Raw genomic sequence first — 26,937 nt, forward strand, 5'->3', positions numbered from 1 at the left:
CATTTTAAGATAAATATCTAGCTCAATATTGCTAAAAACTAGCTAAATTTTACTAAAAACTGGTTTTATCTTATGATTTTAGAAAAAAGTAAAATACTTCTGAAAAATAGTTCTTTTTCTAAATTTTATTTCTTCATTTTCGAATATAGAAGTGAGATAAAAAGGGAAAGGAGATTTTTATTGAAAAAAGTCAAATCAATACTTTTTAGTACCTGTCTGTTAGGTATTTTAGCCTGTTCACAAAATGTTAAAGCGGATTCAGGTAGCGCCAATCTGTTCATCAGCAATTACAGTAAATTTTCAGGTGTTTTTGATGTAAATGCCCTAGATCCAGAAGGCGGAAAAACTATCAAAGATTTAAGAGTGGCTATCTGGTCGGAAGAAGGAGGACAGGATGATATGCAGTGGTATTCGGCTCATAATACTGGGAATGATTCTTTAATAGTTCATTTTAATCCTGTCAACCATGCAAGTAAAGCTGGAAATTATGCTGTTCATGCCTATGTGACCTATACTGATGGCAGCAAACAGGGTATCAATTTGGGAAAGCAAAAGATTTCATTGGCGGAGCCTCAGCTGGGGCTGGCACAAAATGGTATTGAGATATTTTCTAAATTAAAACCAAGCGGGCAAGGGAAGCTGGTTTCAGCGGTTTGGTCCGACGAAAATGGCCAAGACGATCTTAAGTGGTATGAGGCCGATGCTGCGGGGAATGCTTTAGCTGATTATGACAGTCACAAGGGTTACGGCACTTATCATATCCACACGTATTTAAAGAAAGACGGGGAAATGCAGCCTGTCGCTGCTCAGACCTTACAGCTGCCTAGACCCAATGTCAGCTGTCAGATTAATAAAATAAAGGATACAAGTTATGAAGCTGTTATCAGTAATGTTCCTCCTTACATGACCTCTATTTATGTTCCTGTCTGGAGTGAGCAGAGCGGTCAGGATGATATTCAATGGTATCAGGCAAAAAAAGAAGCAGATGGTACTTTTAAGGCGAAAATCACTTTGAAAAAGCATTACTTTGATTTGGGAACTTATCAGCTTCATCTGTATGGGAGCGGTCCCTTAAGAGAGTGGAAGCTGGAAGGTTTAGAATCGTCTGCTTTTAATGTTGAAAAGATAGCGGCTTATGAGGAACCTCAACTAGCTGTTCATCATTATAATCTGAAAGAGGGCACCTTTGATGTCAGTGCAGCTGAAACGGACGATTCTAAGATGATCAAATCAATCAGCCTTGCTGTTTGGTCGGATACGGATCAGGCTAATCTGTATTGGTATGAATCAAGTAAGTTATCAAACGGGCAGGCTTCCATTACTGCTGATGTGCAAAAGCATGGCAATAAAAGCGGCAGCTATAATGTTCATGCTTATATTCATTATACAGATGGGACATCAACAGGCCATATATTGCCCAATCAACAGCTCAATGCGCTTAAACCCTCATCTCTTGAAACTCCTGCACCGAAAATTATGGCTTACATCAGCGAGACCAATACCTATCCGATCGGTCAATGTACCTGGGGAGTAAAAGAATTAGCACCTTGGGCACCTAATTGGCTGGGCAATGGCGGCCAATGGGCTGCTAATGCGCGTGCTAAGGGTTTCAGGACAGGAAATGAGGCACGGGTAGGTGCCATTGCCTGCTGGGATGACGGAGGCTATGGACATGTCGCCTATGTGACGCAGGTAGAAAATAATAATCGCATTCAAGTTAAGGAAGCTAATTATCAAAATCAGCAGTATATTGAGAATTTTCGCGGCTGGTTTGATCCGACTGCTTCTTACTGGGGACGTCTCACCTACATTTATCCGGACTAAGACTGATAGGAAAAAAGCAATACTGTCTAAAAACAGATTCCGCAAAAAGGATGTTTATTTGAATCGGCAAAACAGTTAAAACTCTCAAAGGCCGTTAGTCTTTTGAGAGCACAAAAAAACATAGCCTTTGGGAAGGCAGGGCGCTTCATCTGAATGCAGTATCAGTTCATAGCAGGTTCATCACAGCTCAAAAGTAAGCTTGCCGTTTTCTGTAGCAAAAAATTGTCAGCCGATTTTTTTTGTGGTACAGTAAATCTATTATGAAATCAAGGAGTTGTTTGTATGACAAAACAATATGATTATATTGTTATTGGCGGCGGTTCCGGCGGAATCGCATCTGCTAACCGTGCCGCTATGCACGGTGCTAAGGTTGTTCTTTTTGAAGCCAAAGAAATTGGCGGAACCTGTGTTAATGTTGGCTGTGTGCCTAAAAAGGTCATGTGGTACGGTGCACAGGTCGCGGAAACGATAAATACCTATGCGGCTGACTATGGCTTTGATATAGCAGAAAAAACTTTTGATTTTGAGGTGTTAAAGAAGAATCGTCAGGCTTATATTGATCGTATTCATGGCTCTTATGAACGTGGTTTTGACAGTAATGGTGTTGATCGTGTGTATGACTATGCTACTTTTGTGGACAGTCATACGGTCGAAGCAGGCGGTGAGCTTTATACGGCACCGCACATTTTAATTGCGACAGGCGGACACGCTCTTATTCCTGATATTCCGGGCAGCGAATACGGCATGACTTCGGATGGCTTCTTTGAATTAGATACCGTCCCTAAACGGACTGCTGTGATTGGTGCTGGCTATATTGCGGTTGAATTAGCCGGTGTCTTGCATGCTTTGGGCAGTCAGACACATCTTTTTGTTCGCTACGACCGTCCCCTTCGAAAATTTGATGAGGAGATTGTTGAGACACTGGTTGACAGTATGAAAGAAGATGGCCCCGAATTGCATACTTTTTCTGTACCGAAGGAAGTCATAAAGAATGCTGATGATAGTTTGACCTTGGTTTTGGAAAATGGGGAAGAGTATACGGTTGATGCTCTGATTTGGGCAATTGGCCGTGCGGCTAACACAAAAGGCTTTAATCTAGAAGTGACTGGCCTCGCCTTAAACGATAAAGGTTTCATTGCGACGGATGAATTCGAAAATACCAATGTTAAAGGGCTCTATGCAGTGGGAGATGTTAATGGTAAGTTGGAATTGACGCCTGTTGCAGTGGCAGCAGGCCGCCGTCTATCAGAGCGTCTGTTTAACAATAAACCTGAGGAAAAGTTAGATTACAGCAATGTGGCAACAGTTATTTTCAGCCACCCTGTTATTGGTTCGGTCGGTTTGTCAGAGGAAGCTGCTCTGGCCAAATACGGTGAGCAGGAAGTGACCGTTTATCGGTCAACGTTCACTTCCATGTACACAGCGATTACCAGCCATCGTCAAGCTTGTAAAATGAAACTGATAACTGTTGGACCAGATGAAAAAGTTGTAGGTCTTCACGGCATCGGTTACGGTGTGGATGAGATGATTCAAGGATTTGCTGTCGCGATTAAAATGGGAGCTACCAAGGCTGATTTTGACAATACTGTGGCCATTCATCCGACAGGAGCTGAAGAATTTGTCACTATGCGATAAGGAAAAATAGCAAAAAGCCCTTAGAAACTGAATTCTAAGAGCTTTGTCTTCAATCTGAACAAGGCTCAGCTGATCCTTGTTTTTTTAAGTAGATAATTTCTGATTTCAGAGATGAAGTAAAGGGAGCCCGTCACGACAAAGAGATCCTCGGACTGCTCAGCTCTTTTCAGCCAAGAACGGTAGTCCTTTGTTTTAGGGTAGCGCTCAGGGTAACTCTCCAGCTGCGCTGCCTCATAGAAAGAGAAAGTAGTTAGGGTAATATCAAAGGAAGCAAGATGTTTTAGCATATTTTCTAAAGGTTTTCTTTTTAGACCGGCAAAGAGGATATGGATCGTTTTGTCCGGAAATTCATCTTTGAGCAATTGGCTAAGTTTTCTAATACTGTCTTCATTGTGAGCTCCGTCAAGCAGCAGGTTGTCTGCAATTAACTCTCCCCGTCCCGGCCATAGAGCTGACTGGATTCCGCTTTTTATGACAGAGGGAGTGATTTTGGGGAACTTTGAAGAGAGAATGAGGCTGGTCATGATAGCTAGGCTGGCATTAATTTTTTGATGGCGGCCCAGCATTTTCAAATGAATATCGGTAATATTTGCCATTGGACTGGTGAAATCAAATGTTCTGTCTTTTTCTAAAATGGAAAAATCCTGTTCAAATTCGTAAGGAATACTTTGCATCTGCTGAGCAGTTTGATAGAAAATAGGTCTGATCTCATCTGTCATAGGTCCAAATATGAGAGGAACTCCTTTATCCAGAGCGCCTAGTTTCTGTCTGGCAATTTCTGTCAGGCTGTTTCCCAGCGTTTCTGTATGATCTCTGCTGATAGATGGACAGACAAGAGCCAAAGCTTTGAAAACATTAGTGGAGTCATGCAATCCTCCAATACCGGCTTCAATAATAGCTATATCAACTGGATTAACCTGTCCGAAATAGACAAACATCATAAACGTTATAACTTCAAACTCAGTTGGCCTGCCAAGTGAAGTAGTGTTTTGCAGCTTCTCAACAGCAGGCTTTACTGTTGCCGCTAAGCAGCTGAGTTTGTCATCAGAAATGGGCTGTCCATTGATGGCTAAACGTTCATTAAAACGAGTGATGAAAGGAGAGGTAAAGGTGCCTGTTTGATAGCCGGCTTCAGTCAATAGATGCTGGAGAAAACTAGCTGTGGAGCCCTTACCGTTGGTGCCAACGATATGGACGGCTGCTAGATTTTGCTGAGGATTGCCGCTGTTTTCAAGAAGAAAGGTCATCCGTTTTAAATTAGGTCTGCGCCCATTGGCTTTGAAAGAGTGGATCCATTCAAGTGTTTGCTGATAGTTCATAAGGCATCCTTTGGCAGTTTTAATCTATTTTATTATAGCATTATCTCTGTCTTATAAAGCATGATTCTGAAAGATTTTGAACAAAAGAAAGGCTGGAAAATGTTGTTCCAACCCTTTGAGAATTATTGAGCAGCATCAGCAGCACTGTCTGCATTATTTTGCTGATTATTGGCTGCTGACGTTTGACTGTCTGCTTGGTTTTGATTAGCAGCGTTGCTGTCACTGTCGTCTGCGACTGTTGTTGCCGTTTGATTTTGATTAGCAGAATTGTTGCTGTTGCCCGCAGTATTACTGTCAGCAGAATCGCCAACCTGAGCATTATTAGCATTGCTGTTGTTACTTGCATCTGAATTATCTACTTCTTTTTCTTTGATAATGGTGGTTTTAGAAGTAGTGTCTTTTTTATTGCTGTTGCCATTGCGGTAATTATTGATAGTAATCAAAGCTGTAATAATCCCTAAGATCCCAGCAGTAATAGCAACGGTCTTTTGCAGGGCTGAAAAGCCTGTCTTGATATGCTCAGTCGGACGTCTGCGATTTTGTCCTTTAGGTTTTTTATTAGGTTGTTGACGACGAGAATAATTATTTGCCATGTTTCCTCCTTTTTTATAATATTATACGCTTTTTCCCTAAAAAAGCCATAAAAAAGTAACTCTTATTTTCTAAAGATGTATAGGGAAATATGATATAATGTAGCTACTGTATTAAAAAAGGTGATAAGATGATTTATTTTGATAATTCAGCTACAACTCTTCCTTATCCAGAGGCAATCAAGACCTATGAGGAAGCAGCAGCTAAGGTTTTTGGCAACCCCTCGAGTTTACACCGGTTGGGCAGTCAGGCAACGAGGATTTTACAAGCTTCCAGACAGCAGATTGCAGCTCTTTTGGATAAGTCTGAGAAGGAGATTTTTTTCACTTCCGGCGGAACAGAAGGAGATAATTGGGTCATTAAAGGTGTAGCTTTTGAGAAAAAACACTATGGGAAACACATTATCGTTTCTGATATTGAACACCCAGCTGTTAAGGAATCCGCCAAATGGCTGCAAGATCAGGGATTCGCAGTTGATTTTGCTCCTGTTGATGCCAGGGGATTTGTTGATGTAAAAGCTCTAGCTGACTTAATCAGACCTGAGACAACGCTGGTCTCTGTTATGGCTGTTAACAATGAAATCGGTTCTGTTCAGCCGATTGAGGCTATTTCTGAGCTCTTGTCTGATAAGCCGACAATTTCCTTTCACGTTGATGCTGTTCAGGCTGTTGGTAAGGTTGCAAGGGAAACTTATCTGACTGACCGTGTTGATTTTGCGACTTTTTCCGGTCATAAGTTTCACTCGGTGCGAGGCGTTGGCTTTATTTATAAAAAAGCAGGCAAGCGCATTTCACCTCTTTTAAATGGCGGGGGTCAGGAAGCAGGACTTAGAAGTACAACTGAAAACGTGGCTGGCATTGCAGCGACTGCCAAGGCTCTAAGAATGGTACTTGATAAAGAAGCAGCAGCACAGCAGAAGCTTCAGTCTATCAAAGAAACTCTGGCAGGCAGCCTGTCTGTCTATGAGGATGTTACTCTTTTTTCAGGGATGGATCATTTTGCGCCAAACATTTTGACTTTTGGTATTAAGGGCGTCCGCGGTGAAGTGCTGGTGCACGCTTTTGAAAAACATGATATTTATATATCAACAACCAGTGCCTGCTCATCTAAAGCGGGCAAGCCTGCCGGTACGCTGATTGCCATGGGAATTCCTGCAAAATTGGCTCAGACTGCAGTTCGAATCAGTCTTGATGATGATAATGACATGAGCCAGGCTGAACAATTTTTAACGACTTTTAAGCATATTTACCAACAAACAAGAAAAGTCAGGTAAAACTCTTGTTTCACACCACGCAAAGCTAAAAAAAAGAATATAGGTTAGAGGCCTTAGATAAGCAGTGAAGAATTCTGTGAGCCATACTGATCGCTGCTTTCTTGGTTTTCCTACATACATATTTTTAGAAAGGACTGAAAAACAGCCCCAAAACTCGGAAATTTAAACAGCAGTGTAGCAAAACTAAAATTTTGCTGCAGCGATTTTCTTAGATTTTCATTGTTTTGAGGGGCTTTGTATTTTTATATTATGCAGTATTCAGAAATTATGGTACGCTACGGAGAGCTGTCCACCAAGGGCAAAAACCGGATGCGCTTCATTAATCAATTAAAACGAAATATTAAACATGTCTTGTCTGCTTATCCGGACGTCAAGGTGACAGCGGATCGAGACCGTGCCCATATCTATTTAAATGGAACAGACTATCTTGCGGTGGCTGAATCACTCAAACAGATTTTTGGTATTCAGGCCTTTTCGCCATCTTATAAAGTTGAAAAAAGTGTTCCTGTTTTGGAAAAAGCCGTTCAAGATATTATGACGGATCTTTATCAGGATGGTCTGACCTTTAAAATTTCGAGCAAGCGCAGCGATCATCATTTTGAGCTTGACAGCCGCGAGCTTAACCAAGTATTGGGCAGTGCTGTATTTGAGGCTTTACCGCAGATACAAGCACAGATGAAAAATCCAGATGTCAATTTGAAAGTGGAGATTCGTGAAGAAGCAGCCTATCTTTCTTATGAAAATATTAAGGGAGCAGGAGGGCTCCCGGTAGGAACAGCTGGCAAGGGCATGCTCATGCTGTCAGGTGGAATTGATTCACCCGTTGCTGGCTATCTTGCTTTGAAGCGCGGTGTTGATATTGAGGCTGTTCACTTTGCCAGCCCGCCTTATACCAGTCCCGGTGCTTTAAAGAAGGCACAGGATCTGACGCGCAAATTAACGAAATTTGGCGGTAATATTCAATTTATTGAGGTTCCTTTTACTGAAATTCAAGAAGAAATCAAGGCAAAAGCACCGGAAGCTTATCTCATGACCCTGACCCGGCGCTTTATGATGCGGATTACAGACCGCATTCGAGAGGAACGCGGCGGTCTAGTGATTATTAATGGTGAAAGTCTGGGTCAGGTTGCCAGCCAAACCCTAGAGTCTATGCAGGCCATCAACGCTGTCACGACAACACCTGTTATACGACCGGTCGTTACCATGGATAAGTTGGAAATTATTGACATTGCTGAGAAGATTGATACTTTTAATATTTCTATTCAGCCTTTTGAAGACTGCTGTACGATTTTTGCACCTGATCGGCCAAAAACCAATCCAAAAATTAAAAATGTAGAGCAGTATGAAGCTAGATTAGATGTTGAGGGTCTGGTTGCACGGGCTGTGGCTGGTATTAAGGTCACGGAAATAAGCCCACAAATGCATGAGACTGATGAAGTTGAACATCTAATTGAAAATTTATTGTAAAAAAACTTAATAAATCTGTATAATATTATTAAAAGATTTAGCTCATTAAATTCAGAAACAATATTGGGTATCAATTATGGAAAATCCATTAAAAGAAAGCATTTCTAAACGTTTAGAAAAGGAACGTTTGAAAATTCCTTCAGAAGAAAAGGTGCCGAAAAAGAATTATATGGCAGTGATTGCAGCCGCTCCGATTGTTATCGCTTTAATCTTTATTTTACTTAAAACGCTTTTTTAAGTAAGGGGTGTTTTTTGAAAGGTCAGCAAAGAGATGAGAATACACATTACAAATTTATATGGCCAGTCTCCGCAAAGTGTAGCGCTGATGTCTCAAAATATGGTAACGGAAATTGCTAATAGTCTGGGATTTAAAGAAATTGGTATTTATAATTTCTGTCCTGATTTATCCAACAAAGAAGCAGTCTTCTCCCGATTTGACGGGATGAATGCCGCTGTTGGAAGTGACGATATTGTTATCATTCAGTCGCCGACTTGGAATGGTACTGAGTATGATTTGGCTTATATCCGCCGCTTAAAAATCTATTCAAACATCAAATTGGCTGTTTTCATTCATGATGTGATTCCTTTGATGTTTACCAATAATTTCTATTTGATGGATCAAACAATTGAGATGTACAATTTGGCAGATTTGCTCATAGTCCCTTCTCAAAAAATGCTGGATACTCTGCGAGGTTACGGTCTGACCGTTGAAAAAGTTATTATTCAGCATATGTGGGATCATCCGACAGATTTAAGGCTGGATAGTCCTAAGTTTGAACGGCTTATTAATTTTGCTGGTTCTCCTGATCGTTTTCCTTTCCTGTATGACTGGAAATACGAGACTAATTTAAGATTGTTTTCAGATAAGAGGATTGATAATCCTGACTTAAACATTAAATCAGAAGGCTGGCGCTACAGCATAGATTTGTTAAACAGTCTTTCCCAAAACGGCGGCTTTGGTTTAGTTTGGCCGCAGGGTGGCGACGGCAACTATTATGAGCTGAATATTTCATACAAATTAAGCACCTATCTGGCAGCAGGTATACCGGTAATTGTTCCTAAAACACTCTCCAACGCTTCTATCATCGAAAAAAATAATCTAGGATTTGTCGTTGAGAATCTTCAGGAAGCTAACGATTTGGTTTCTATCATTTCAGAAGATCATTACCGTTTCTTGCTGAACAATGTATGGGAATACAGAGAATTGCTCATCAGAGGTGATTACACTAGGAAATTACTGATTGATACCGTTCATTCTCTTTTGACGACAGATTAAGGAGATGCTCGTGATATTCCTTAAAAAAATAGTAAGGCGTCCTTTGACTCGGAAACTCATGGTATCGGCGTGGCTGGTACTTGTTGTGATGATAGGGCGCCATATTCCTATACCGAATGTTTCTATTTCGGATTATTTACTTAAAGATAATACATTTTTAGGTCTCTCTGCCAGTGTTTTGGGTGGAGATCTATCTAGAGTAAGCTTATTTTCACTGGGTCTTGGTCCATGGATGTATACCCTAATTTTACTGCGCGTGGCTAATCTCGGCAGAAAGAAGGTCAGCTCTCCTAAAACCGATACGATTAAGCGCAATGCTTTGATGCTGATTATTGCTATTATCCAATCACTCAGTATCATTGTGAATGTTGATTTTCACAGTTCTGCCAATCAGCTGCTATTAGTGTTAGAAACGATGCTGGTCTTGGTTGCAGGTGCTTTTGTTTTGAGCTGGCTGGGAAATATGAATACCTATTTTGGTATCGGAGGCCCCACGGTTATTGTGTTAGTCAGCATGCTGAATACTCAGTTAAATGCTATCTTGTCTTCTTATACAGCTATCTTTAGTCCCAGCAATAGATGGCTGACTGTAGGGATTGTCCTATGGTCTTTAGCGGCGATTTATATTTATATGATTTTTGAGCATGCAGAGTACAGAATCCCCTTAAAAAGAGTCTCTATCAATAGCAGTCTGATTACCGAGACTTACCTGCCTATCAAGGTTAATTCAGCTGGGGGAATGCAGATGATGTATGCCATCTCATTTTTGCTGCTGCCTCAGTATATCTTATTGCTGCTGCAATATCTTTATCCGCACAATAACCAGTTGAGCAAATGGCAGTCTTATTTTAGTACCTCAAGTTTAGCAGGAATACTGATTTATATGGGAATTATTTTTGCTTTAACGCTGATTTTTTCTTTTGTTAATATTGATTTAACTAAGACGGTTGAAAATTTTAGAAAATCAGGAGACTATATTCCCAATATCAGACCGGGAAAAGATACAAAGGAGTATCTGAAGCGGGTGATTATTGTTTTGTCAGTTTTCAGCGGCTTCATTATTTCAGCGATTGTTGCTTTTCCTTTATTTGTTGCTCTTGGAAACACTGATTTAGCAAAAGTAGCTCCCTTGACAGGAGTATTGATGATGAGTTCTGCAATGATCTGGATTATTAGGGAAGAAATCAGAACGATTCAGCTGCAAAAGCAGTATACTTCTTTATTTGAATGATATAAACCAGTGAGGAGAAACGCAATGTTCTATTTTGTTCCATCTTGGTATAATCCTAGCCGAACTTGGTATGACACGACTAAGGCTTGGTATGATGGTAAGGACAGCATACAGTTTGATGACACGCTAAGCCAGATGCGAATGTTTCAGTCTTCGAAGGAGCCTTTGACTGCTCTTGTGCTGAATTATGCGCCCAATCTTCGCTATTTCCTCCATAAAAATGATCTTTTAGAAATTCCTTATTTTTCAGTTTTTGATGATATTCAAGGGATAGGAGCAGTCAAAACGAAGATTATTGATTTTAAAGACCTCACTTGGCCTCAAGAAATTGAATTCATCTATACGCCTTTTTCCATCCAAGCTTATTTAGGCAAGGATTTGTTTGCTAAGGTTGATTTTGGAGAAGATGGACAGGTTATCTGGATTGACTATTATATTGACGGTTTTCTTCAAAGAAAATGTGTGTTTGATGACAGAGGTTTTCTATCCAGTATCATATATTATACAAAAGAAGGGGCAGCCTACTATCAGGAATACCTTGACTATGATGGTCAATGGCAGATAAGAGAATATCTTTTGCCTAAAGATAAGCATGTTCAGATCAATCCTAATGTTCAAGAACGTTTTAAAAGAGATTTTTATGCTGATATTAAAGATCTGATTTTTGAAAGAACTTTTGATTTTTTTTCAGAACAGGTTAAGCAGGAAGATACCCTTGTAGTTGCCTCTGATAAGCGGCACAATGATCTCATTTTATCTATGGTGACCAAGCAGCAGCTTATTTTATCTTTCTTTAAAAATCGTTATCCAATAAAAACAGACAGTGATGGGCATTTGGCAGAAACGCTTCCTCAGGCAGATTTAGTTTTATCTGACAGTTCTGCACTTGCTGAGCAGCTGCAGTCCAATGGTGTTCGTGTTCAGCATCTGTCTCCCTTTGATGCCCGATTAACCTTGGGAGAAAGCCAGCATATCCAAGACCTTATTTTATATGTCTTGCTTGACGGCTTTTCGCAGGAGATGCTGTCGAGTGTTTTGCCGCAATTTTTCCAGCTGTTAATGGAAAATGAAAATGTTAAAATCTTATTCGTCTCTTATGATAATGACAAGGCTTATTTGAACACTGTTAAAGACAATATTCAAACAGCCTTTGAAAGTTTTAAAGAGCAAGAGAGCTGTTTTGGTGATTTTTTCTTTGAGGATGTGTTTGAAATAGCTGATGGCAGTGAAAGAGACAGCTCTAAAAGAATTTCCCTGCTGAGCTTGTATTCAGAATATGAGATTATTCAGGTTTTAAATACTGTCCGTTTAATTATTGATTTGGGGGATGAGCCTGATTTGTATACACAAATTGCAGGAATTAGTGCAGGTATCCCGCAGATTAATAAGACAGCAAATGAATTTGTTGAGCATAAAAAGAACGGCTGTATCATTGAGACATCGGAAGATTTAAAGGCGGCCTTAGATTATTTTCTGAAGGGATTAAAAAATTGGAATGAATCTCTCGTTTATTCCGTTCAAAAGATTTCTGACTATACCAGCGGAAAATTAGTCCAAAAGATAAAGGATTCCCTGATGACGGATGGAAAAGAAAATGAATAAGATAAAGATTTTACAAGTCGGAACATCAGACTGGCAATCAGAAATAGAACTGCCAGAACATATAGACTGGGTTTTTTTGGAGTCAAAAAACATTGCCCAATCATTAACTGCTCTACAGGAAAGGTATCAATCACAGATTAATTTTAACCGTCCTAAAATTTTTGATGCTCTTTTACTGACAGACACAAAAATAGGTGAGAGTATTTTTCAGCTTGAAAGTTTGGTTGAAAGTTACAGTATCTTCTATCCTAAAGCTCCTCAAATAATCTCTTCTCCTCTGCAGAGATTTTTGAATCGAAAATTAGCACAGAAGATGGAGATGACAGATAAAAAGAAGGTCGTCTATACTTTGTCAAAGATTTTATTTCCTGAACAGTATGGCCGAAAAATTCCTATTTATGATTTAGAAATATCTCCAGATTTTAAAGGCGTGCTGAATTATCAAGGGAAAACAGGTCTCACTGTGGAAGGGAATTATGGGCTTAAATTTCGTCAGTTTGCGACCTTTAGGACTAATATTCCTTATGATTCACGCAGGATTTTTGATATTTGGCAGGAGTTTTCTAAAGACAGCAGCTGCGATTTAAAAATTCAAGTCAAACTGATTGATAACAGTCTAGAAGCAAATGTACTGAAAGAATGGCAGTTAGAAACAGGAACTGTAAAGAAACCCCTTCAGATTGATGCCCGTCAAAATGGTTACCTGTCTATATCCCTGTGGACTAAGGGTTTTGGTAAAATGACTATTGGGACATTACACTATCGATGGGGCAGAGCTGGTTATGGTGATTTTATCTTGGGCGGCCGCCGTTTGATAGATGACAATCAATCTGAAGTCGCTTATTACTTTAACCCTCAAGATTTTACGCCTCCCTTAGTTGTTCACTTTTCAGACTGGTCTCTTAAGGAAGGCTTCGCTGATTATCGTGATATAGAAGCGCTGGGCTGTCCTTTTCTCCTAATTTCTGATCTTCGATTGGATGGCGGTGCCTTTTTCATTGGCAGTCAGAAGCTTGAAAGCAGTATTATATCCATCATCAAACAATCAATAGCTTTTTTAAATATTAAATCAGACGATCTTATTTTTTCTGGCCTATCTATGGGGGCTTTTGCTGCATTGTTTTATTCAGCAGAAATACAGCCCAAAGCACTGGTGCTGGGTAAACCGCTAGTCAATATCGGAACGGTAGCAGAGAAGGAAAAGATTGACAGGCCAAACGTTTTTCCAAGTTCACTTGATTTTTTGCTGCAGACCTGTCAAACACTAGATGCTCTTTCTGTACAAAAAATGGATGCCTATCTTTGGGAACGATTTGATCAGGCTGACTTATCCGGCACCCAGATTATGGTTGCTTATATGAAAAACGATGACTATGACCCATCTGCTTTTTCTGATATTATCAGTCATGCTAAGCATAGAAATATAAAGGTTGCTGGCCGGGGCTGGATTGGCCGCCATGATGATGAGGCTTCTAAAGTTTCTACTTGGTTTATGACACAGCTGCAAGCGATTTTACGAGATGATTTTGGAAGGAAAGAAGAATAGTGCATTATAAAATATATTGGAAACGGGTATCTAACCGAAATTATCTTTACGGTTCATCAATACATATAAATGGCAGAAAAATCCGATTTTACAATGAATTAATGCCACCAAGTCTGGTTATCCAAGAGTGGAATTCTTTATCTTCCTACCAGTCAAACCATCTTCAGCCTGACTTGCCTTTATTGAAAAAAGGCAGTCTTTATCAAATCAGTTCCTATATACAGCTTGTACCTGAAAAAAGTCTGTATGTGAGGATAGAATTTTTTGATCGCTTTAGTCAGCTCATTGACTTTAAAATTTTTAAAGAAATGACTGGTCAGTTTCGCTATCCTGAATCAGCCTATTCTTATCGTATACAGCTTGTTAATGCGGGATGTCAGTCCATCGAATTTGACCATTTGCTGCTGCAGAGCTGTTCGTAACTCTGAAGTGCAAAAGATATTACAGAACCAATGAAAGCTAATAATAGGTAATAGATAGGATAAACTATGGGAAATCTAAAAACATTTTTCTCTTTGGATTATTTTCGCCTCAAAAAGGTTCGGAAAATTTTAAAAAAGATTAATTCCTATGCTGCAGAAATGGCGACTCTTTCAGCTAGTGCCTTACAGGCTAAAACTTCTGAATTTAGGGAAAGAATAGAACAGGGACAGGAAACTTTAGAGGATATTTTACCTGAAGCCTTTGCAGTTGTGCGTGAAGCTGACAAGCGATTGCTGGGACTTTATCCCTATGATGTCCAGGTGATGGGAGCTATTGTCCTGCATTATGGAAATATCGCAGAAATGAGGACAGGTGAAGGGAAAACTTTGACAGCAACCATGCCTCTTTACTTAAATGCTTTGTCAGGTCAGAGTGCAATGCTTATCACAACGAATGAATATCTGGCAATACGTGACGCTACAGAACTGAAAAAGGTTTATGAGTTTCTTGGTTTGACTATTGGTGTTGGAGTCCGAAATGATGAGAAAAAAATGACGGTTACACAAAAACGTCAAGTTTACCAGAGTGATATTATTTATACCACCAGCAGTGCCCTTGGTTTTGACTATCTGATTGATAATCTAGCAGATTCTCCCAATAAAAAGTTTCTTTCTCCTTTTAACTATGTCATTATTGATGAAGCTGATGCTGTTTTACTGGATACTGCACAGACGCCGCTGATTATTTCAGGAGCACCGCGTGTGCAGTCGAATCTTTATCGGGCAGCTGATAATTTTATTACCACTTTGCTTGCAGACGAAGATTTTCATTATGATAAGGAGAAAAAAGAGGTATGGCTGACTCAGAAAGGGATTGATGAAGCTGAGCGATTCTTTTCGGTCAAAAATCTTTACCATCCTGATCATTTTGAATTAGTTCGGCACCTGACTCTGGCTTTGAGAGCTCAAAAATTATATAAGCTGGGAAAAGATTATATTATCGATAATAATAAGATTAAATTAGTTGACCAAAAAAACGGCCGTATTTTAGAGGGTACCAAACTTCAGTCTGGACAGCACCAAGCAATAGAAGCTAAGGAGCAGCTAAAAATCACGCAGGAATTGCGTGCTATGGCTTCTATTACCTATCCCAATTTATTTTTGATGTTTAAAAAGATATCGGGTATGACAGGGACGGGAAAGCCCGATGAAGCCGAATTTATCGATGTTTACAATATGGAAGTTATCAGAATTCCGACCAACAAGCCGGTTATTCGCAAGGATTATCCTGATTTGATTTATACAACCCTGCCTGAAAAGGTAGCGGCTTCCATTGCCCAAGTCAAAAAAATTCATAAGACGGGTCAGCCTATTTTGCTGATTACAGGTTCTGTCAGAATGTCAGAGCTTTATTCTGAAATTTTGCTTTTAGAAGCTATTCCTCACAATCTGTTAAATGCCCACAGTGCAGTCAAAGAAGCTCAGATGATTGCTGAAGCTGGCAGGTTGGGTTCTGTTACTGTGGCGACTAATATGGCTGGTCGAGGGACAGATATCAAGCTCAGTGATGAGGTTAAAAAGCTGGGTGGATTAGCAGTTATTGGTATTGAGCGAATGGTCAGTGAGCGGATGGATTTACAGGCGCGTGGTCGTTCAGGCAGGCAGGGAGATCCCGGATTCAGTCAGTTTTTCGTTTCTTTAGAGGATGATTTGCTGGTGGAATATGGCAGTGCTTGGCTGCTTGATTATTTTAAAAAATATAAAGATACTGTTGATGAATCTCGGCCCCAACCGTTAAAGGCTGGAAAGTTTAAAAGAGCTGTCCGAAATGCCCAGAGTGCGAGTGCCAGCAATGGCAGAAGTGCTAGAAATATGACACTGTCATTTGATGAAAGTGTTAAAATTCAAAGAAATAAAGTCTATAGCATGCGCAATCAGCTGCTGAGCGAAAAGGAATTTATTTTTGATGCTCAGTCTGTTATTGAAGGGGCGATTGAAGACTTTATTGCCAGCCATCCCAATATGGATTCATTTGTATTGGAACGATATATTTTTGATCATATTTCTTATTCTTTTGCGGGAATTGATTCTGATTTTGATTTGCAAGATAAAAAGGCTGTTAAACAATTATTGCTTGATCTGGCGATGGGAGAGCTGCAGCGCAAAAAAGAATTGATTCACCAGCAGTTTGATGATTTTCAAAGGGTGGCTGTTCTCAGAGCCATTGATGAATCTTGGATTGAAGAGGTAGACTATCTTCAGCAGCTGCGTATTGTTGTTAGCGGACGCTCATCAGCACAGAGAAATCCAATTTATGAATACCATAGAGAAGCTCTGTTGTCTTATAAGGATATGAAAAAAGAAATCCAAAAGATGACTTTGCATTATCTGATGCTGAGCGAAGTTTCCTATACTCCTAACGGGGATTTGTCCGTTTACTTTATATAAAGGAAAAAAAGATGACAATTTATAATGTTAATATTGGAATTGGCTGGGCCAGCAGCGGTGTAGAGTATGCTCAAGCCTATCGTGCTACTATTTTTCGGAAATTAAACTTGGATTCTAAGTTCATCTTTACAGACATGTTTCCAAGAGAAAATCTGTCAAATTTAACTAGAAATATCGGCTTTTTAGACAGTGAAATCATTTGGCTCTATTCTTATTTTACTGATCAGAAACTAGGTCCCAGCACCTATACTTTGGAGCAGCTAAAATCGACTTTAACCCAGCCTGTACTGTCTGAAGAAGCAGCTGCTGATCTTGTGACTTTAACATTGGATAACAAGCAGGTCATCAAAGCCTATTTAGCCAAAGGCTCTAAAGAGGTAGTGAAATTTGTAGAATATCTCTTCAATGGCAACCTTTCGCGACGGGATTTTTTTATCCAGAAAAAATTATTTACAGAATACTACATGCTGAGTGATAAAAAAGTTCAACTGTGCCAAAGGGTTTTCTACAATAAGGACGGTTCTTTTGCTTATGAAGAAATCATTGATGATAAGAATCGTATCTACCGATTTCCAAATCAGATTTTTTACTCTAAAGAAGAGCTGCAGGAACATTTCATTAAAAGTTTACAGCTTCAAGAGGATGACGTGATTATTCTAGATCGTTCAACCGGTATTGGACAGGCTGTCTTTAGAAATCATGGGAAGGCAAAGCTTGGAGTAGTTATCCATGCTGAACATTACAATCAAAAAGCGACAAATCAGGAAACCATATTGTGGAATAATTTTTGTGATTATCAGTTTACTAACTCCGATCGTGTGGATTTTTTTGTGACCTCTACAGAGAGACAAAGGGATGTCCTTTCGGAACAATTCAGAAAGTATACTAAGAGAACCCCTAAAGTTGTTGCCATTCCTGTAGGAAGCTTAGATGAACTTCAGTTAGCGGATGACGCAGGTAGAAAACCATTTTCAGTTATTACCGCTTCACGTTTGGCAGGTGAAAAGCATATTGATTTGTTGGTAAAGGCAGTTATTCAGGCTAAGAAGAAACTACCGCAGCTTCAATTTGATATTTACGGATCTGGCGGTGAGGAGTCCAAACTGAGAAATATCATTTCGAATCAGGGAGCAAAAGATTACATTCGCTTGTGCGGTCATCAGAATTTGACTTATGTCTATCAAAAATATGAAGCTTATTTATCAGGGTCAATGAGCGAAGGATTTGGTTTAACCTTACTGGAAGCCATTGGATCTGGGCTGCCCATCATAGGATTTGATGTGCCTTACGGCAATCAGACTTTCATAAAGGATGGCAAAAATGGCTATCTTGTTAATCTGGCAGACAAGGAAAATGAAGAACTATTGGTTTCCTTACTCTCTGAAAAAATTGTTCAGCTCTTTACTTCCAACAGATTAGCAGATGCCCGCCGTGAGTCTTATGAAATTGCAAAGTCATTTTTGACATCTGAGGTGGAAGGTAAGTGGAAACAATTAATAGAGGAGCTTGTGTCTTATGATAAATCTATTCGATAATTACACGCAAAGCAGCTGGGATTTACATTATTCATTGATTGTTGCCGGCTTTGAAAATCCGACTATAGCTCTTAATGATGATGGCTTTTTGCCTAGTGATGTTCAGTCACCCTATTCACATTATCTTGAATTTGAAAATCTGGACAGCAGAGCTTTGTACTTTAATGAGATTCCTGTTCCCGATTATTGGGAGATAAAGGCAACTAATGATTTTGGTGAGATTTTTAACCTAGGTAAAAAGAAAGCTAATATCTATTTTGCAGCTCCCAGCCATAATCGTTTTGTCAGAACAGTTGAATGGTTTGATGATAGCGGCAGAGTTAGAAGCATAGATCGTTATAATAAATTTGGTTTTAAATTTGCAGAAACGATAGTCAGCAGAGAGGGAAAATGGCTTAAAACATCTTATTACAATCGTTTTAAAAAAGAAATTATCAGTGAAAATCATCAGACAGGAGAATTTATTTTATCTTGGAAGGATAGGGTTCAGCTCTTTAACTCTAAAAAGGAATTTGTCATTTTTTATTTAAAGGATGCAGGTTTTAACTTGGACAGGATATTTTATAATTCGCTTTCGACTCCTTTTTTAGTAAGTTATAATTTGGCTGAGCAGGGCGATGATATTCTTTTTTGGCAGGAAAAGATTAAGGATTCTCTTCCTTGGAATATGAAACTGCTGCTGCATGACCAAAAACGCCGAACAAGAATTTTGGTTCAGGATCATGAGAGTTATTTGCAAATGCAGTCTCTTTTGGGTAAGGCAGAGCAAGAAAGAGTTGGCTTCTTAGGCTATATGTATCCTTTTAAAAATACCTACACATTCTCTCATCAGGCTTTAATCTTAACAAACTCTGATCACATTGAGCATTTGGAAATGCTGCTAGGAGCTCTGCCCGAACTTCATTTCCATATAGGTGCTGTAACAGATATGTCTAATAAATTGAAAGATTTTGCTAAGTATCAAAATGTCAGCTTATATCCTAATATTGCCATGTCAAAAGTTTATCAGCTTTTGCAGGATTGCAGTATTTATTTGGATATTAATTATGGTAAAGAAATTTTATCAGCTATTCGAGCTGCATTTGAAAACAATCTTTTAATTTATGCTTTCACTTCAACAGTACATAATTATACTTATATCAATCCGAAAAACTGCTATCAAGCAGAAGGTGCAGAAACGATGGCTCAGGCTCTTAAGTCAGCGATAAGCAGTCAAGAGGCCTTCATTGATCAGCTAAATCAGCAAAAAGAAGCAGCCTTTGTTGAATCGGCAGACAGTTACCAGCAAAAGATTGGGCTTATTTAGGTAGTCTATCTAAAAGGGAAGTGGGAAGACGAACCCTTTTGTTATTTTTAAATCAATGCAGCACTTATATTCTACTGAATCTCTTATTATTTTCTAAAAAAATTAAAATTACCATATTATTAAAAAAACGTAAAATTAAATTAAGAAAAAGTAATATCTATGTTATAATCTAAAGTAAGGGAATATTATACATTATTTAAGGAGAATTGTATGCGACGTAAGCGCTTTAATAAAGAGTATGACGAAGTCAACCGAAAAAGCCGTGTTAAAATGCATAAGTCAGGAAAAAATTGGGTTAGAGTAGTAATGTCACAGCTCAATTTATTCCGACTTATGAAAGGAAAAGGTGGTGCCGATACTGTTCAAGTCAGAGAATTTGAACAGCGTGATCAGATTAATTCTAGTAGTACAAAGTATCTTAAAGGCCTTATTTCTTTAGGAGCTCTTGCTGGCGGAGCGCTTATTACAAGTTCTGGATTTGCTGATGAAGTAGAGGCAACAGAAACGGATGCCGTTGAAAATGGTGACCAAGTTGTTGTAGAATCATCAACAGTTATTTCAGAAGAAGCTGCTGTTAACAGCGTTTCAGAAGTAGAGTCAACATCTGTAAGCCTTACAGAGAGTACTAGTGCCACAGAAACTGCCAGTCTTTCAGCTTCGGAAGCTCCTCAGACTTCTCTAAGTAATTCAGAAGCAGCCTCGGAATCTGTCAGTAATTCTGAATCTGTCAGTGTTTCTGAAAATGTCCCAACTTCAGAAAGTGCAAGTGTTTCAGAAGTGGCTTCAGAAACAGCTAGTACTTCAACTTCAGCTACAGAAGCAGCATCTGAAGCGGCTTCTAAAGCAAATAGCACAGCAACTGTTGCTGCTCCTAGAGTACGCATAGCAAGAGCGCTTGCAAATAACAACACATCAGCTATACAGACAACAAATGGCGGAACTTATTATGACGATGTCCCGTCTGCAAATGATAATTTATTAGGTCCCGCACAAAACTTCCATGTTTTTGTTAAGGATAAGGCAACTCTTAATGGCCATACCGATGGTAATGTTGCTACTGGAATTCTTGAAGCAAATTCTAACTTTGGTACTAATACTTACCAAGGTCAAGATTATCACTATGCTAAAAATATCACTAGCCTTAACCAAAGCAGTGGTGTAGCTGCTGTCAATGAAAAATTTGTAGTTGGTCCAAATGTCCAAGTTGACCGTAATTACGATAACGGAAACGGAATGACCATTAACGGTATTGGGTTCAACGCAGGCGGTAATTTGAGACCGGATGAAGTTTATAAAGAGTCTGGAGGAGATTATCTTAATCTAGATTCAGAATTTAACAAGTTAAAACAAACAAGTTCTCAAATCGCTAATTATCAAGCTGATGCAACTTATACTAATGCCAGCTTCCCTGATCAAAATCAACGTAAAATTGATATTAGTCAAATCGGAGATCCAAACAATGACGGAGTCGTTGTCATTAATGTTGATGCTTCAGTTCTTAGCAATGCTACACAATTAAGAATTTCTGGTATCAATGCAGCAACCCCTCAAACGGTTTACTTTAATGTCATTAACAATTCAGGTGCGCAGCAAATTGATTCTAATTCACAAATTTATTTAGACTACACTGATGGCAGCACAAGAACAACTCACGAATTTATTTATACAGACCCTTCTGAAAAGAAAAATACCATTCTGTGGAATTTCGTGAATGCAGACAAGTCACCATTTACTGGAAAAATTAACATGACTGCTGGAAATTGGCAAGGTTCTATTTTAGCACCAGCTGCTAATCTTCACACAGCAGTAAATGTTGACGGTAATATTATCGTAAGTAATTTCTCTACAAATGCTGAAACTCACCGTTGGGATTTCCAAGGTGAAAAACCTAAGACACCACATTCTGATTCACAAAGTGAATCGCAATCCGAGTCCCAAAGTGAATCGCAATCTGAATCGCAATCTGAATCGCAATCAGAGTCTCAATCCGAATCAGAAAGTGAATCGCAATCTGAATCTCAATCCGAGTCACAAAGCGAATCCCAATCAGAATCCCAAAGTGAGTCACAAAGCGAGTCTCAATCTGAATCGCAAAGCGAGTCCCAATCTGAATCCCAATCGGAATCCCAAAGTGAATCTGAGTCAGAATCCCAATCTGAGTCACAATCTGAATCGCAAAGCGAGTCTCAATCTGAATCTCAAAGTGAATCGCAAAGTGAGTCCCAATCTGAATCCCAATCGGAATCCCAAAGCGAGTCACAAAGCGAGTCCCAATCTGAATCCCAATCGGAATCCCAAAGTGAATCGCAATCAGAATCCCAAAGTGAGTCTCAAAGTGAGTCTCAATCAGAGTCCCAAAGTGAGTCACAAAGCGAATCGCAAAGCGAGTCCCAATCCGAGTCTCAATCTGAATCTCAAAGTGAGTCTCAAAGTGAATCGCAATCCGAATCCCAAAGTGAGTCTCAAAGCGAGTCTCAATCAGAATCCCAAAGTGAATCGCAATCCGAGTCTCAATCCGAATCTCAAAGTGAATCGCAATCCGAATCCCAAAGTGAGTCTCAAAGCGAGTCTCAATCAGAATCCCAAAGTGAATCGCAATCCGAGTCTCAATCCGAATCTCAAAGTGAATCGCAATCTGAATCCCAAAGCGAATCGCAAAGTGAGTCCCAATCTGAATCCCAATCGGAATCCCAAAGCGAATCCCAATCTGAGTCACAATCTGAATCGCAAAGTGAATCCCAAAGCGAGTCACAATCTGAATCCCAAAGTGAGTCCCAATCAGAGTCCCAAAGCGAGTCTCAATCTGAATCCCAAAGTGAGTCTCACAGAGATCCTCATCATTCACACTCAACCTCTGAATCAGGTACAGGTAAAAGACTTCCAAATACAGGTAGTCAAGAGGATAACCTTAGCATGCTCAGCGGCCTAGGACTCTTAGTCGGTGCTGGAGCTATTGCAAAATTACGTAAAGAAGATAAAGAATAATAGTGATTCATTCAAATACTATTTTCTTTAGAACACTATTAAAAATCTGAAGTTAAGTTGATAAAGATTCCCTAAAAAGGAGCAGAAAAATGTCCCCGCTTTCTGCTCTTTCTTTTATTGCTGCTAATTTTTAAGGTTTACCCTGAAAATGGGTTCTGAAAGTGTTATAATAAAGTAAGCGCTTTACATACTGCCCCCCTTTTTTGGAAAGGAATTGAGATGAAAAAGAATAGAATAGAAAAAGGAAAACTTGAGACTCTTTTTTTGGCAATTTGCTTCACAGTTTTATTGATTTTTGTTACGATTTATCACTTTATGGTAAAAACGGACGGGAATCATGACAGCAATAAAGTCCAGACAGCCCGTGTAGTAGCCAATGGCGATATTCTCTACCATGATATTCTTTATACAAGTGCCAGAAAAGATGATGGTTCCTATGATTTTAACCCCTATTTTGAATATGCTAAAAATTGGATTGCTAAGGCTGATTTAGCTATTGGTGATTTTGAAGGAACTATTAGTCCTGATTATCCCTTAGCGGGTTATCCCCTTTTTAATGCACCGGCAGAAGCTGCTCAATCCATGAAAGATACAGGCTATGATGTTGTTGACTTAGCTCACAATCATATTCTTGATTCTCAGCTGTCGGGGGCTTTAAATACGGTTAAGACTTTTAATGATTTAGGATTAGATACGATTGGCATTTACAAAAAAGATCGTGCTAAGGAATCTTTTCTGATTAAGAAGGTCAAGGGCATCAAAATAGCTATTTTAGGCTATGCTTATGGCTATAACGGGATGGAGGCCAACCTGACTAAAAAAGAGCGGGCAGCTCATCTTTCCAATCTCAATCAAAAGAAAATCAAGGCCGAACTTAAAGAAGCCGAAAAGAAAGCAGATGTCACCATAGTGATGCCGCAGATGGGAACGGAGTACGCTCTTGAGCCGACAGATGAGCAAAAGACACTCTATCATAAAATGATTAAATGGGGTGCAGATGTTATTTTTGGCGGACACCCTCATGTTGTTGAACCATCAGAAGTTATCAAAAAAGACGGAGAAAAGAAATTTATCATTTATTCTATGGGAAATTTCATCTCTAATCAGTCTTATGAAAATCTGCAAAATTATTGGACGGAACGCGGGCTGCTTATGGATGTCACTTTTGAAAAGAAAGCAGATAAGACTAAAATTAAAACGGTCAAGGCTCATCCGACTATGGTTTGGTCTTGGGGCAAGGGCGAAGTAGGCGCAGAAGGCTATGAATACAAGGATTACCGAGTCCTGATTTTAGAGGATTTCATTAAGGGCGGCAAATACCGCAATAAGCTGGACAACACTATGAAGGAAAAAGTCGACACTGCCTATCAAGAAATGAATAATTTGGTAAATTTAAAATGGTAGCAAAGACATTGTTAAGTAAGAAAGGGAATCAATGATTTTAACTGAGCAAAAAGTAAGATTCTTTAGCAAGGCTTATCGTGATGTTAAAAGCTTGTATCTCTCGGCCTTTCCACCTAATGAGCGTCTGCCTTACATCTTGCTATTAGCAAACAGTTTGCGTCCTCTGGCGAGTTGCTATGCTTATTATGATAAGAAACAATTTGTTGGTTTTACCTATATCCTTGAATCTAGGGAACAGGTATTTGTCTTTTTTTAGCCGTTAATGAGTCAGTCCGTTCTAAAGGATATGGCAGTGTGATATTAGCACAAATTCGTGAATATGCTGATGTAAGACCGCTTATTTTGACGATAGAACCTCTCGAGAAAGAAGCTCCCAATATTGAACAAAGAAGACAGTGTCTTGCCTTTTATGAGCGCAATGGTTACCAACTGACATCTCATTACTATTTTGAAGGACAGGAGAGCTATCAGGTACTGACTACGGATCAGAATGTTGATTTGGAGCATTTTCAAAAATTAGTCAAAAGAGCAGTTCTGGGCTTAGTGTCCATTGCAGTTAACTAGTCATCAGATATTGGAATCTTGGTTGATAAATCATCAAATAAAATTAATTAGAATCCTTGAAATGCCTAGGTGATTATGCTATAATGTAAAAGTTGACTAAATGCACATCCTGTGCAACCGCACGAAAATCGTTTGTAAGCAGCTTTCGCAGCTCACGATTTAGGCGAGTCTTCACAAGAGGGATTTCCTCGAACAAAAATCTTATAGGAGGTGCATAATGAGCACATATGCAATCATCAAAACTGGTGGAAAACAAGTTAAAGTTGAAGCAGGTCAAGCAATCTATGTTGAAAAACTTGATGTTGAAGCAGGAGCAGAAGTCACTTTTGACCAAGTTGTTCTTGTCGGTGGTGACAAAACTGTTGTTGGTACTCCAGTTGTTGAAGGAGCTACTGTTGTTGGAACTGTTGAAAAACAAGGAAAACAAAAGAAAGTTGTTACTTACAAATACAAGCCTAAAAAAGGCAGCCATCGTAAACAAGGTCACCGTCAACCTTATACTAAAGTTGTCATCAAAGCAATCAACGCTTAATTGATTATATGATTAAAGCAATTTTTATTCGCAATCAGTCAGGCAGTTTGGTGAGCGCTAAGCTTACAGGACATGCTGGCAGTGGTGAATATGGCTTTGATATTGTGTGTGCATCAGTCAGTACGCTGGCAATTAACTTTGTTAATGCACTTGAGGCACTGACAGTCTGTACACCAGACTTACAATTAGACGATATTGCAGGTGGTTACATGGAAATCACTGTACCACAAGACAGCTCAGGAGATGTACAGCTTTTGTTTGAAGCATTTCTCCTAGGTATGACCAATCTGGCAGAAAATTCTTCGGAATTTGTTCAGACAAGGGTCATAGAAAACTAACTGAAGAGAGGACACAACATTATGTTAAAAATGAATTTTGCTAATTTGCAACTTTTCGCCCACAAAAAAGGTGGCGGTTCTACATCTAACGGACGTGACTCAGAAAGCAAACGCCTTGGTGCCAAAGCTGCTGACGGTCAAACTGTTACAGGTGGTTCAATCCTTTACCGCCAGCGCGGAACGCATATCCATCCAGGAGCTAATGTAGGCCGTGGCGGAGATGATACGCTTTTTGCTAAGGTTGAAGGCGTGGTACGTTTCGAACGTAAAGGACGCAATAAGAAACAAGTTTCTGTTTACCCAATTGCAAAATAAATGAGAGTGGAAAAATCGGTCATTTCTTCGAAATGACCGATTTTTCAGTGGGTAATCTCAATTAACCTATTAGACTAATTTTGATATTTACTTACGTCAGTTTTGGTCTTCGCTTGTAAAAGTTGCCCAAATATTTATCCTCCACTTCACACAGCTCAAAAGATTTCCCAAACCTTTTGAGCATGGAAATAAAGTCAAGGATAACTTGACATCAAAAGTACTTTAAACTTTGATTTATCAAGGACTTAGAGCCATCAAGCAGTGATTATTTGATCTTAAAGAGCCCTTTCTTATGTATGGAAAACTTTAAGTTGACTAAAGACAAGAGAAGCTCGAGAAACTTCTTCAAACCACTATGCCTTAGATTTACTTTTACCAACGGTAGTGGTCTGGAACATTTTTATCCCAAATTCTTTTCTTTTATTCGTAGTTAACTTTAGAGGGTTATGTGTTAAAACAAGAAAAAGGATATTTTAATTGCACACTTCTTTTTAAGGGAGATGAGGATGTCAAAAAACGTTTATTTTAATTAGCTTAAAACATTTTCCGTTATCGAATATGCAAATTTCTCAATTTTTTGTTGCAATCGCTTTCATCTTATGATAGAATATCTTTGTAAATGAATAATTGTGTAACACTTCATGGAAGTTTGGTTAGATCCCAATACGGTCCCGCCACTGTAAACAGCATTAGCTGGAGTCAGGTCTTTGAAGGTTATTACTATCTTATTTAAGCTTTTTCGTGGAGAAAGAGGCTTAAATTGTGGTTTCTTGTGCAATGGTGCATGACTGTTTTAGTAATACAAAGTTTGAAGTCTTGATTTTAGAAGTGTTTTCAATAATTGTTCAATGGTGAAATATTTTTGATGACCAATAATTAAGACTCACAATTTATGGTGCAGTACGTAGTGATCTGCTCTTAAATTGTGATTTTATTTTACAAAAATTTTGGTTATAAGAAGGTGAGGTCTCATTGGAACAAAAAACTCGCAAAGTTTTTGAATCTGTCCCTGGCAAGCAGGTGACTCTGGCTCATATCATTTCTAATCCCGATGATAAACTATTTGTGAAATTAGGATTGGGAAATAAAAAAGCTAATGCTATGGGAATTTTAACTATTACTCCAAGCGATGTTGCTGTAATTGCTGTTGATTTTGCTAAAAAAGAAGCAAATGTCAATATAGGTTTTGTTGATCGTTTCAGTGGATCAGTCTGTGTTATTGGAGATGTTTCTGCTGTAGAGTCCAGCATAGCCAAAGTACTGACGGAACTTCAGAGTTTAATGAGCTTTTCCGTTTGCAATATTACAAGGTCTTGACAGTCTA

At 39.1% G+C, this 26,937-nt stretch carries 20 protein-coding genes, 2 pseudogenes, 1 riboswitch and 1 other annotated feature; of the genes and pseudogenes, 20 read left to right on the top strand and 2 right to left on the bottom strand.

Annotation, left to right across the window (positions count from 1 at the left end):
* Positions 1-180: 180 nt before the first annotated feature.
* Both SRA_RS03935 and gorA read left to right on the top strand, forming a co-directional pair.
* Complete coding sequence (locus SRA_RS03935) at positions 181-1,824, top strand: GBS Bsp-like repeat-containing protein (RefSeq protein WP_003087899.1); 1,644 nt, start codon at positions 181-183, stop codon at positions 1,822-1,824.
* A gap of 282 nt (positions 1,825-2,106) precedes the next feature.
* Complete coding sequence (gorA, locus tag SRA_RS03940) at positions 2,107-3,459, top strand: glutathione-disulfide reductase (RefSeq protein ID WP_003087900.1); 1,353 nt, start codon at positions 2,107-2,109, stop codon at positions 3,457-3,459.
* 65 nt (positions 3,460-3,524) lie between these two features.
* Here gorA and SRA_RS03945 read toward each other — a convergent pair whose 3' ends face one another.
* Positions 3,525-4,778 (bottom strand): bifunctional folylpolyglutamate synthase/dihydrofolate synthase, encoded by a 1,254-nt coding sequence (locus tag SRA_RS03945; protein WP_003087902.1) that lies wholly within the window; start codon positions 4,776-4,778, stop codon positions 3,525-3,527.
* A gap of 122 nt (positions 4,779-4,900) precedes the next feature.
* On the bottom strand, positions 4,901-5,371 hold the full coding sequence (locus SRA_RS03950) for a DUF6556 family protein (protein ID WP_003087904.1): 471 nt from the start codon (positions 5,369-5,371) through the stop codon (positions 4,901-4,903).
* Between the two features lie 128 nt (positions 5,372-5,499).
* Between SRA_RS03950 and SRA_RS03955 the strand changes: the two genes are divergently transcribed.
* The 18 genes and pseudogenes from SRA_RS03955 to SRA_RS04035 all read left to right on the top strand — a co-directional run bounded on the left by SRA_RS03955 (position 5,500) and on the right by SRA_RS04035 (position 26,930).
* Entirely contained in the window at positions 5,500-6,642 is a 1,143-nt protein-coding gene (locus SRA_RS03955) for a cysteine desulfurase family protein (protein WP_003087906.1), read from the top strand.
* Positions 6,643-6,891: 249 nt separating this feature from the next.
* Positions 6,892-8,109, top strand: coding sequence for a tRNA uracil 4-sulfurtransferase ThiI (thiI, locus tag SRA_RS03960; RefSeq protein ID WP_003087907.1), 1,218 nt, complete (start codon positions 6,892-6,894; stop codon positions 8,107-8,109).
* Positions 8,110-8,185: 76 nt separating this feature from the next.
* Positions 8,186-8,347 carry a hypothetical protein gene (locus tag SRA_RS10170; protein WP_003087909.1) on the top strand — a complete coding sequence of 54 codons (162 nt, stop codon included), beginning with the start codon at positions 8,186-8,188 and terminating at the stop codon, positions 8,345-8,347.
* Between the two features lie 33 nt (positions 8,348-8,380).
* Complete coding sequence (locus SRA_RS03965; protein ID WP_037610260.1) at positions 8,381-9,385, top strand: sugar transferase; 1,005 nt, start codon at positions 8,381-8,383, stop codon at positions 9,383-9,385.
* A gap of 10 nt (positions 9,386-9,395) precedes the next feature.
* Positions 9,396-10,616, top strand: coding sequence for an accessory Sec system protein translocase subunit SecY2 (gene secY2 / locus SRA_RS03970; protein WP_162129580.1), 1,221 nt, complete (start codon positions 9,396-9,398; stop codon positions 10,614-10,616).
* A gap of 24 nt (positions 10,617-10,640) precedes the next feature.
* Positions 10,641-12,218, top strand: a complete 1,578-nt coding sequence (asp1, locus tag SRA_RS03975) for an accessory Sec system protein Asp1 (RefSeq protein ID WP_003087913.1) — start codon at positions 10,641-10,643, stop codon at positions 12,216-12,218.
* Complete coding sequence (gene asp2, locus SRA_RS03980; protein WP_003087914.1) at positions 12,211-13,764, top strand: accessory Sec system protein Asp2; 1,554 nt, start codon at positions 12,211-12,213, stop codon at positions 13,762-13,764. Before asp1 ends, asp2 begins: the two co-directional genes overlap by 8 nt.
* Positions 13,764-14,186: an accessory Sec system protein Asp3 gene (gene asp3 / locus SRA_RS03985; protein ID WP_225310748.1), complete on the top strand. Its 423-nt coding sequence runs from the start codon at positions 13,764-13,766 to the stop codon at positions 14,184-14,186. The genes asp2 and asp3 overlap by 1 nt, the downstream gene beginning before the upstream one ends.
* A gap of 66 nt (positions 14,187-14,252) precedes the next feature.
* A complete protein-coding gene (secA2, locus tag SRA_RS03990) occupies positions 14,253-16,634 on the top strand; it encodes an accessory Sec system translocase SecA2 (RefSeq protein ID WP_003087918.1) in 2,382 nt (793 codons plus the stop codon).
* 11 nt (positions 16,635-16,645) lie between these two features.
* Positions 16,646-18,169: an accessory Sec system glycosyltransferase GtfA gene (gene gtfA / locus SRA_RS03995; protein ID WP_003087919.1), complete on the top strand. Its 1,524-nt coding sequence runs from the start codon at positions 16,646-16,648 to the stop codon at positions 18,167-18,169.
* Entirely contained in the window at positions 18,150-19,475 is a 1,326-nt protein-coding gene (gtfB, locus tag SRA_RS04000; protein WP_003087921.1) for an accessory Sec system glycosylation chaperone GtfB, read from the top strand. The genes gtfA and gtfB overlap by 20 nt, the downstream gene beginning before the upstream one ends.
* 210 nt (positions 19,476-19,685) lie before the next feature.
* Entirely contained in the window at positions 19,686-22,460 is a 2,775-nt protein-coding gene (locus SRA_RS10490) for an accessory Sec-dependent serine-rich glycoprotein adhesin (RefSeq protein WP_003087923.1), read from the top strand.
* A 342-nt stretch (positions 22,461-22,802) separates the two neighbouring features.
* Positions 22,803-23,864, top strand: a pseudogene (locus SRA_RS04010) (CapA family protein); the annotation flags it as partial.
* Positions 23,865-23,895: 31 nt separating this feature from the next.
* Positions 23,896-24,428: pseudogene (locus SRA_RS04015) on the top strand (GNAT family N-acetyltransferase).
* 105 nt (positions 24,429-24,533) lie between these two features.
* Positions 24,534-24,609, top strand: a sequence feature (ribosomal protein L21 leader region).
* 36 nt (positions 24,610-24,645) lie between these two features.
* Positions 24,646-24,960, top strand: a complete 315-nt coding sequence (rplU, locus tag SRA_RS04020) for a 50S ribosomal protein L21 (RefSeq protein WP_003087929.1) — start codon at positions 24,646-24,648, stop codon at positions 24,958-24,960.
* An 8-nt stretch (positions 24,961-24,968) separates the two neighbouring features.
* Positions 24,969-25,298 (top strand): ribosomal-processing cysteine protease Prp, encoded by a 330-nt coding sequence (locus SRA_RS04025; protein WP_003087930.1) that lies wholly within the window; start codon positions 24,969-24,971, stop codon positions 25,296-25,298.
* Positions 25,299-25,319: 21 nt separating this feature from the next.
* The gene (gene rpmA, locus SRA_RS04030; protein ID WP_003087932.1) at positions 25,320-25,613 is read left to right on the top strand and encodes a 50S ribosomal protein L27; all 294 of its coding nucleotides are present in this window, start codon (positions 25,320-25,322) and stop codon (positions 25,611-25,613) included.
* Between the two features lie 618 nt (positions 25,614-26,231).
* Positions 26,232-26,377: riboswitch (adenosylcobalamin (AdoCbl) riboswitch) on the top strand.
* A 208-nt stretch (positions 26,378-26,585) separates the two neighbouring features.
* Entirely contained in the window at positions 26,586-26,930 is a 345-nt protein-coding gene (locus SRA_RS04035; RefSeq protein ID WP_003087934.1) for a BMC domain-containing protein, read from the top strand.
* The last annotated feature ends 7 nt before the right edge of the window (positions 26,931-26,937 follow it).

Source organism: Streptococcus ratti FA-1 = DSM 20564 (genome assembly GCF_000286075.1).
Classification (GTDB): Bacteria; Bacillota; Bacilli; order Lactobacillales; family Streptococcaceae; genus Streptococcus; species Streptococcus ratti.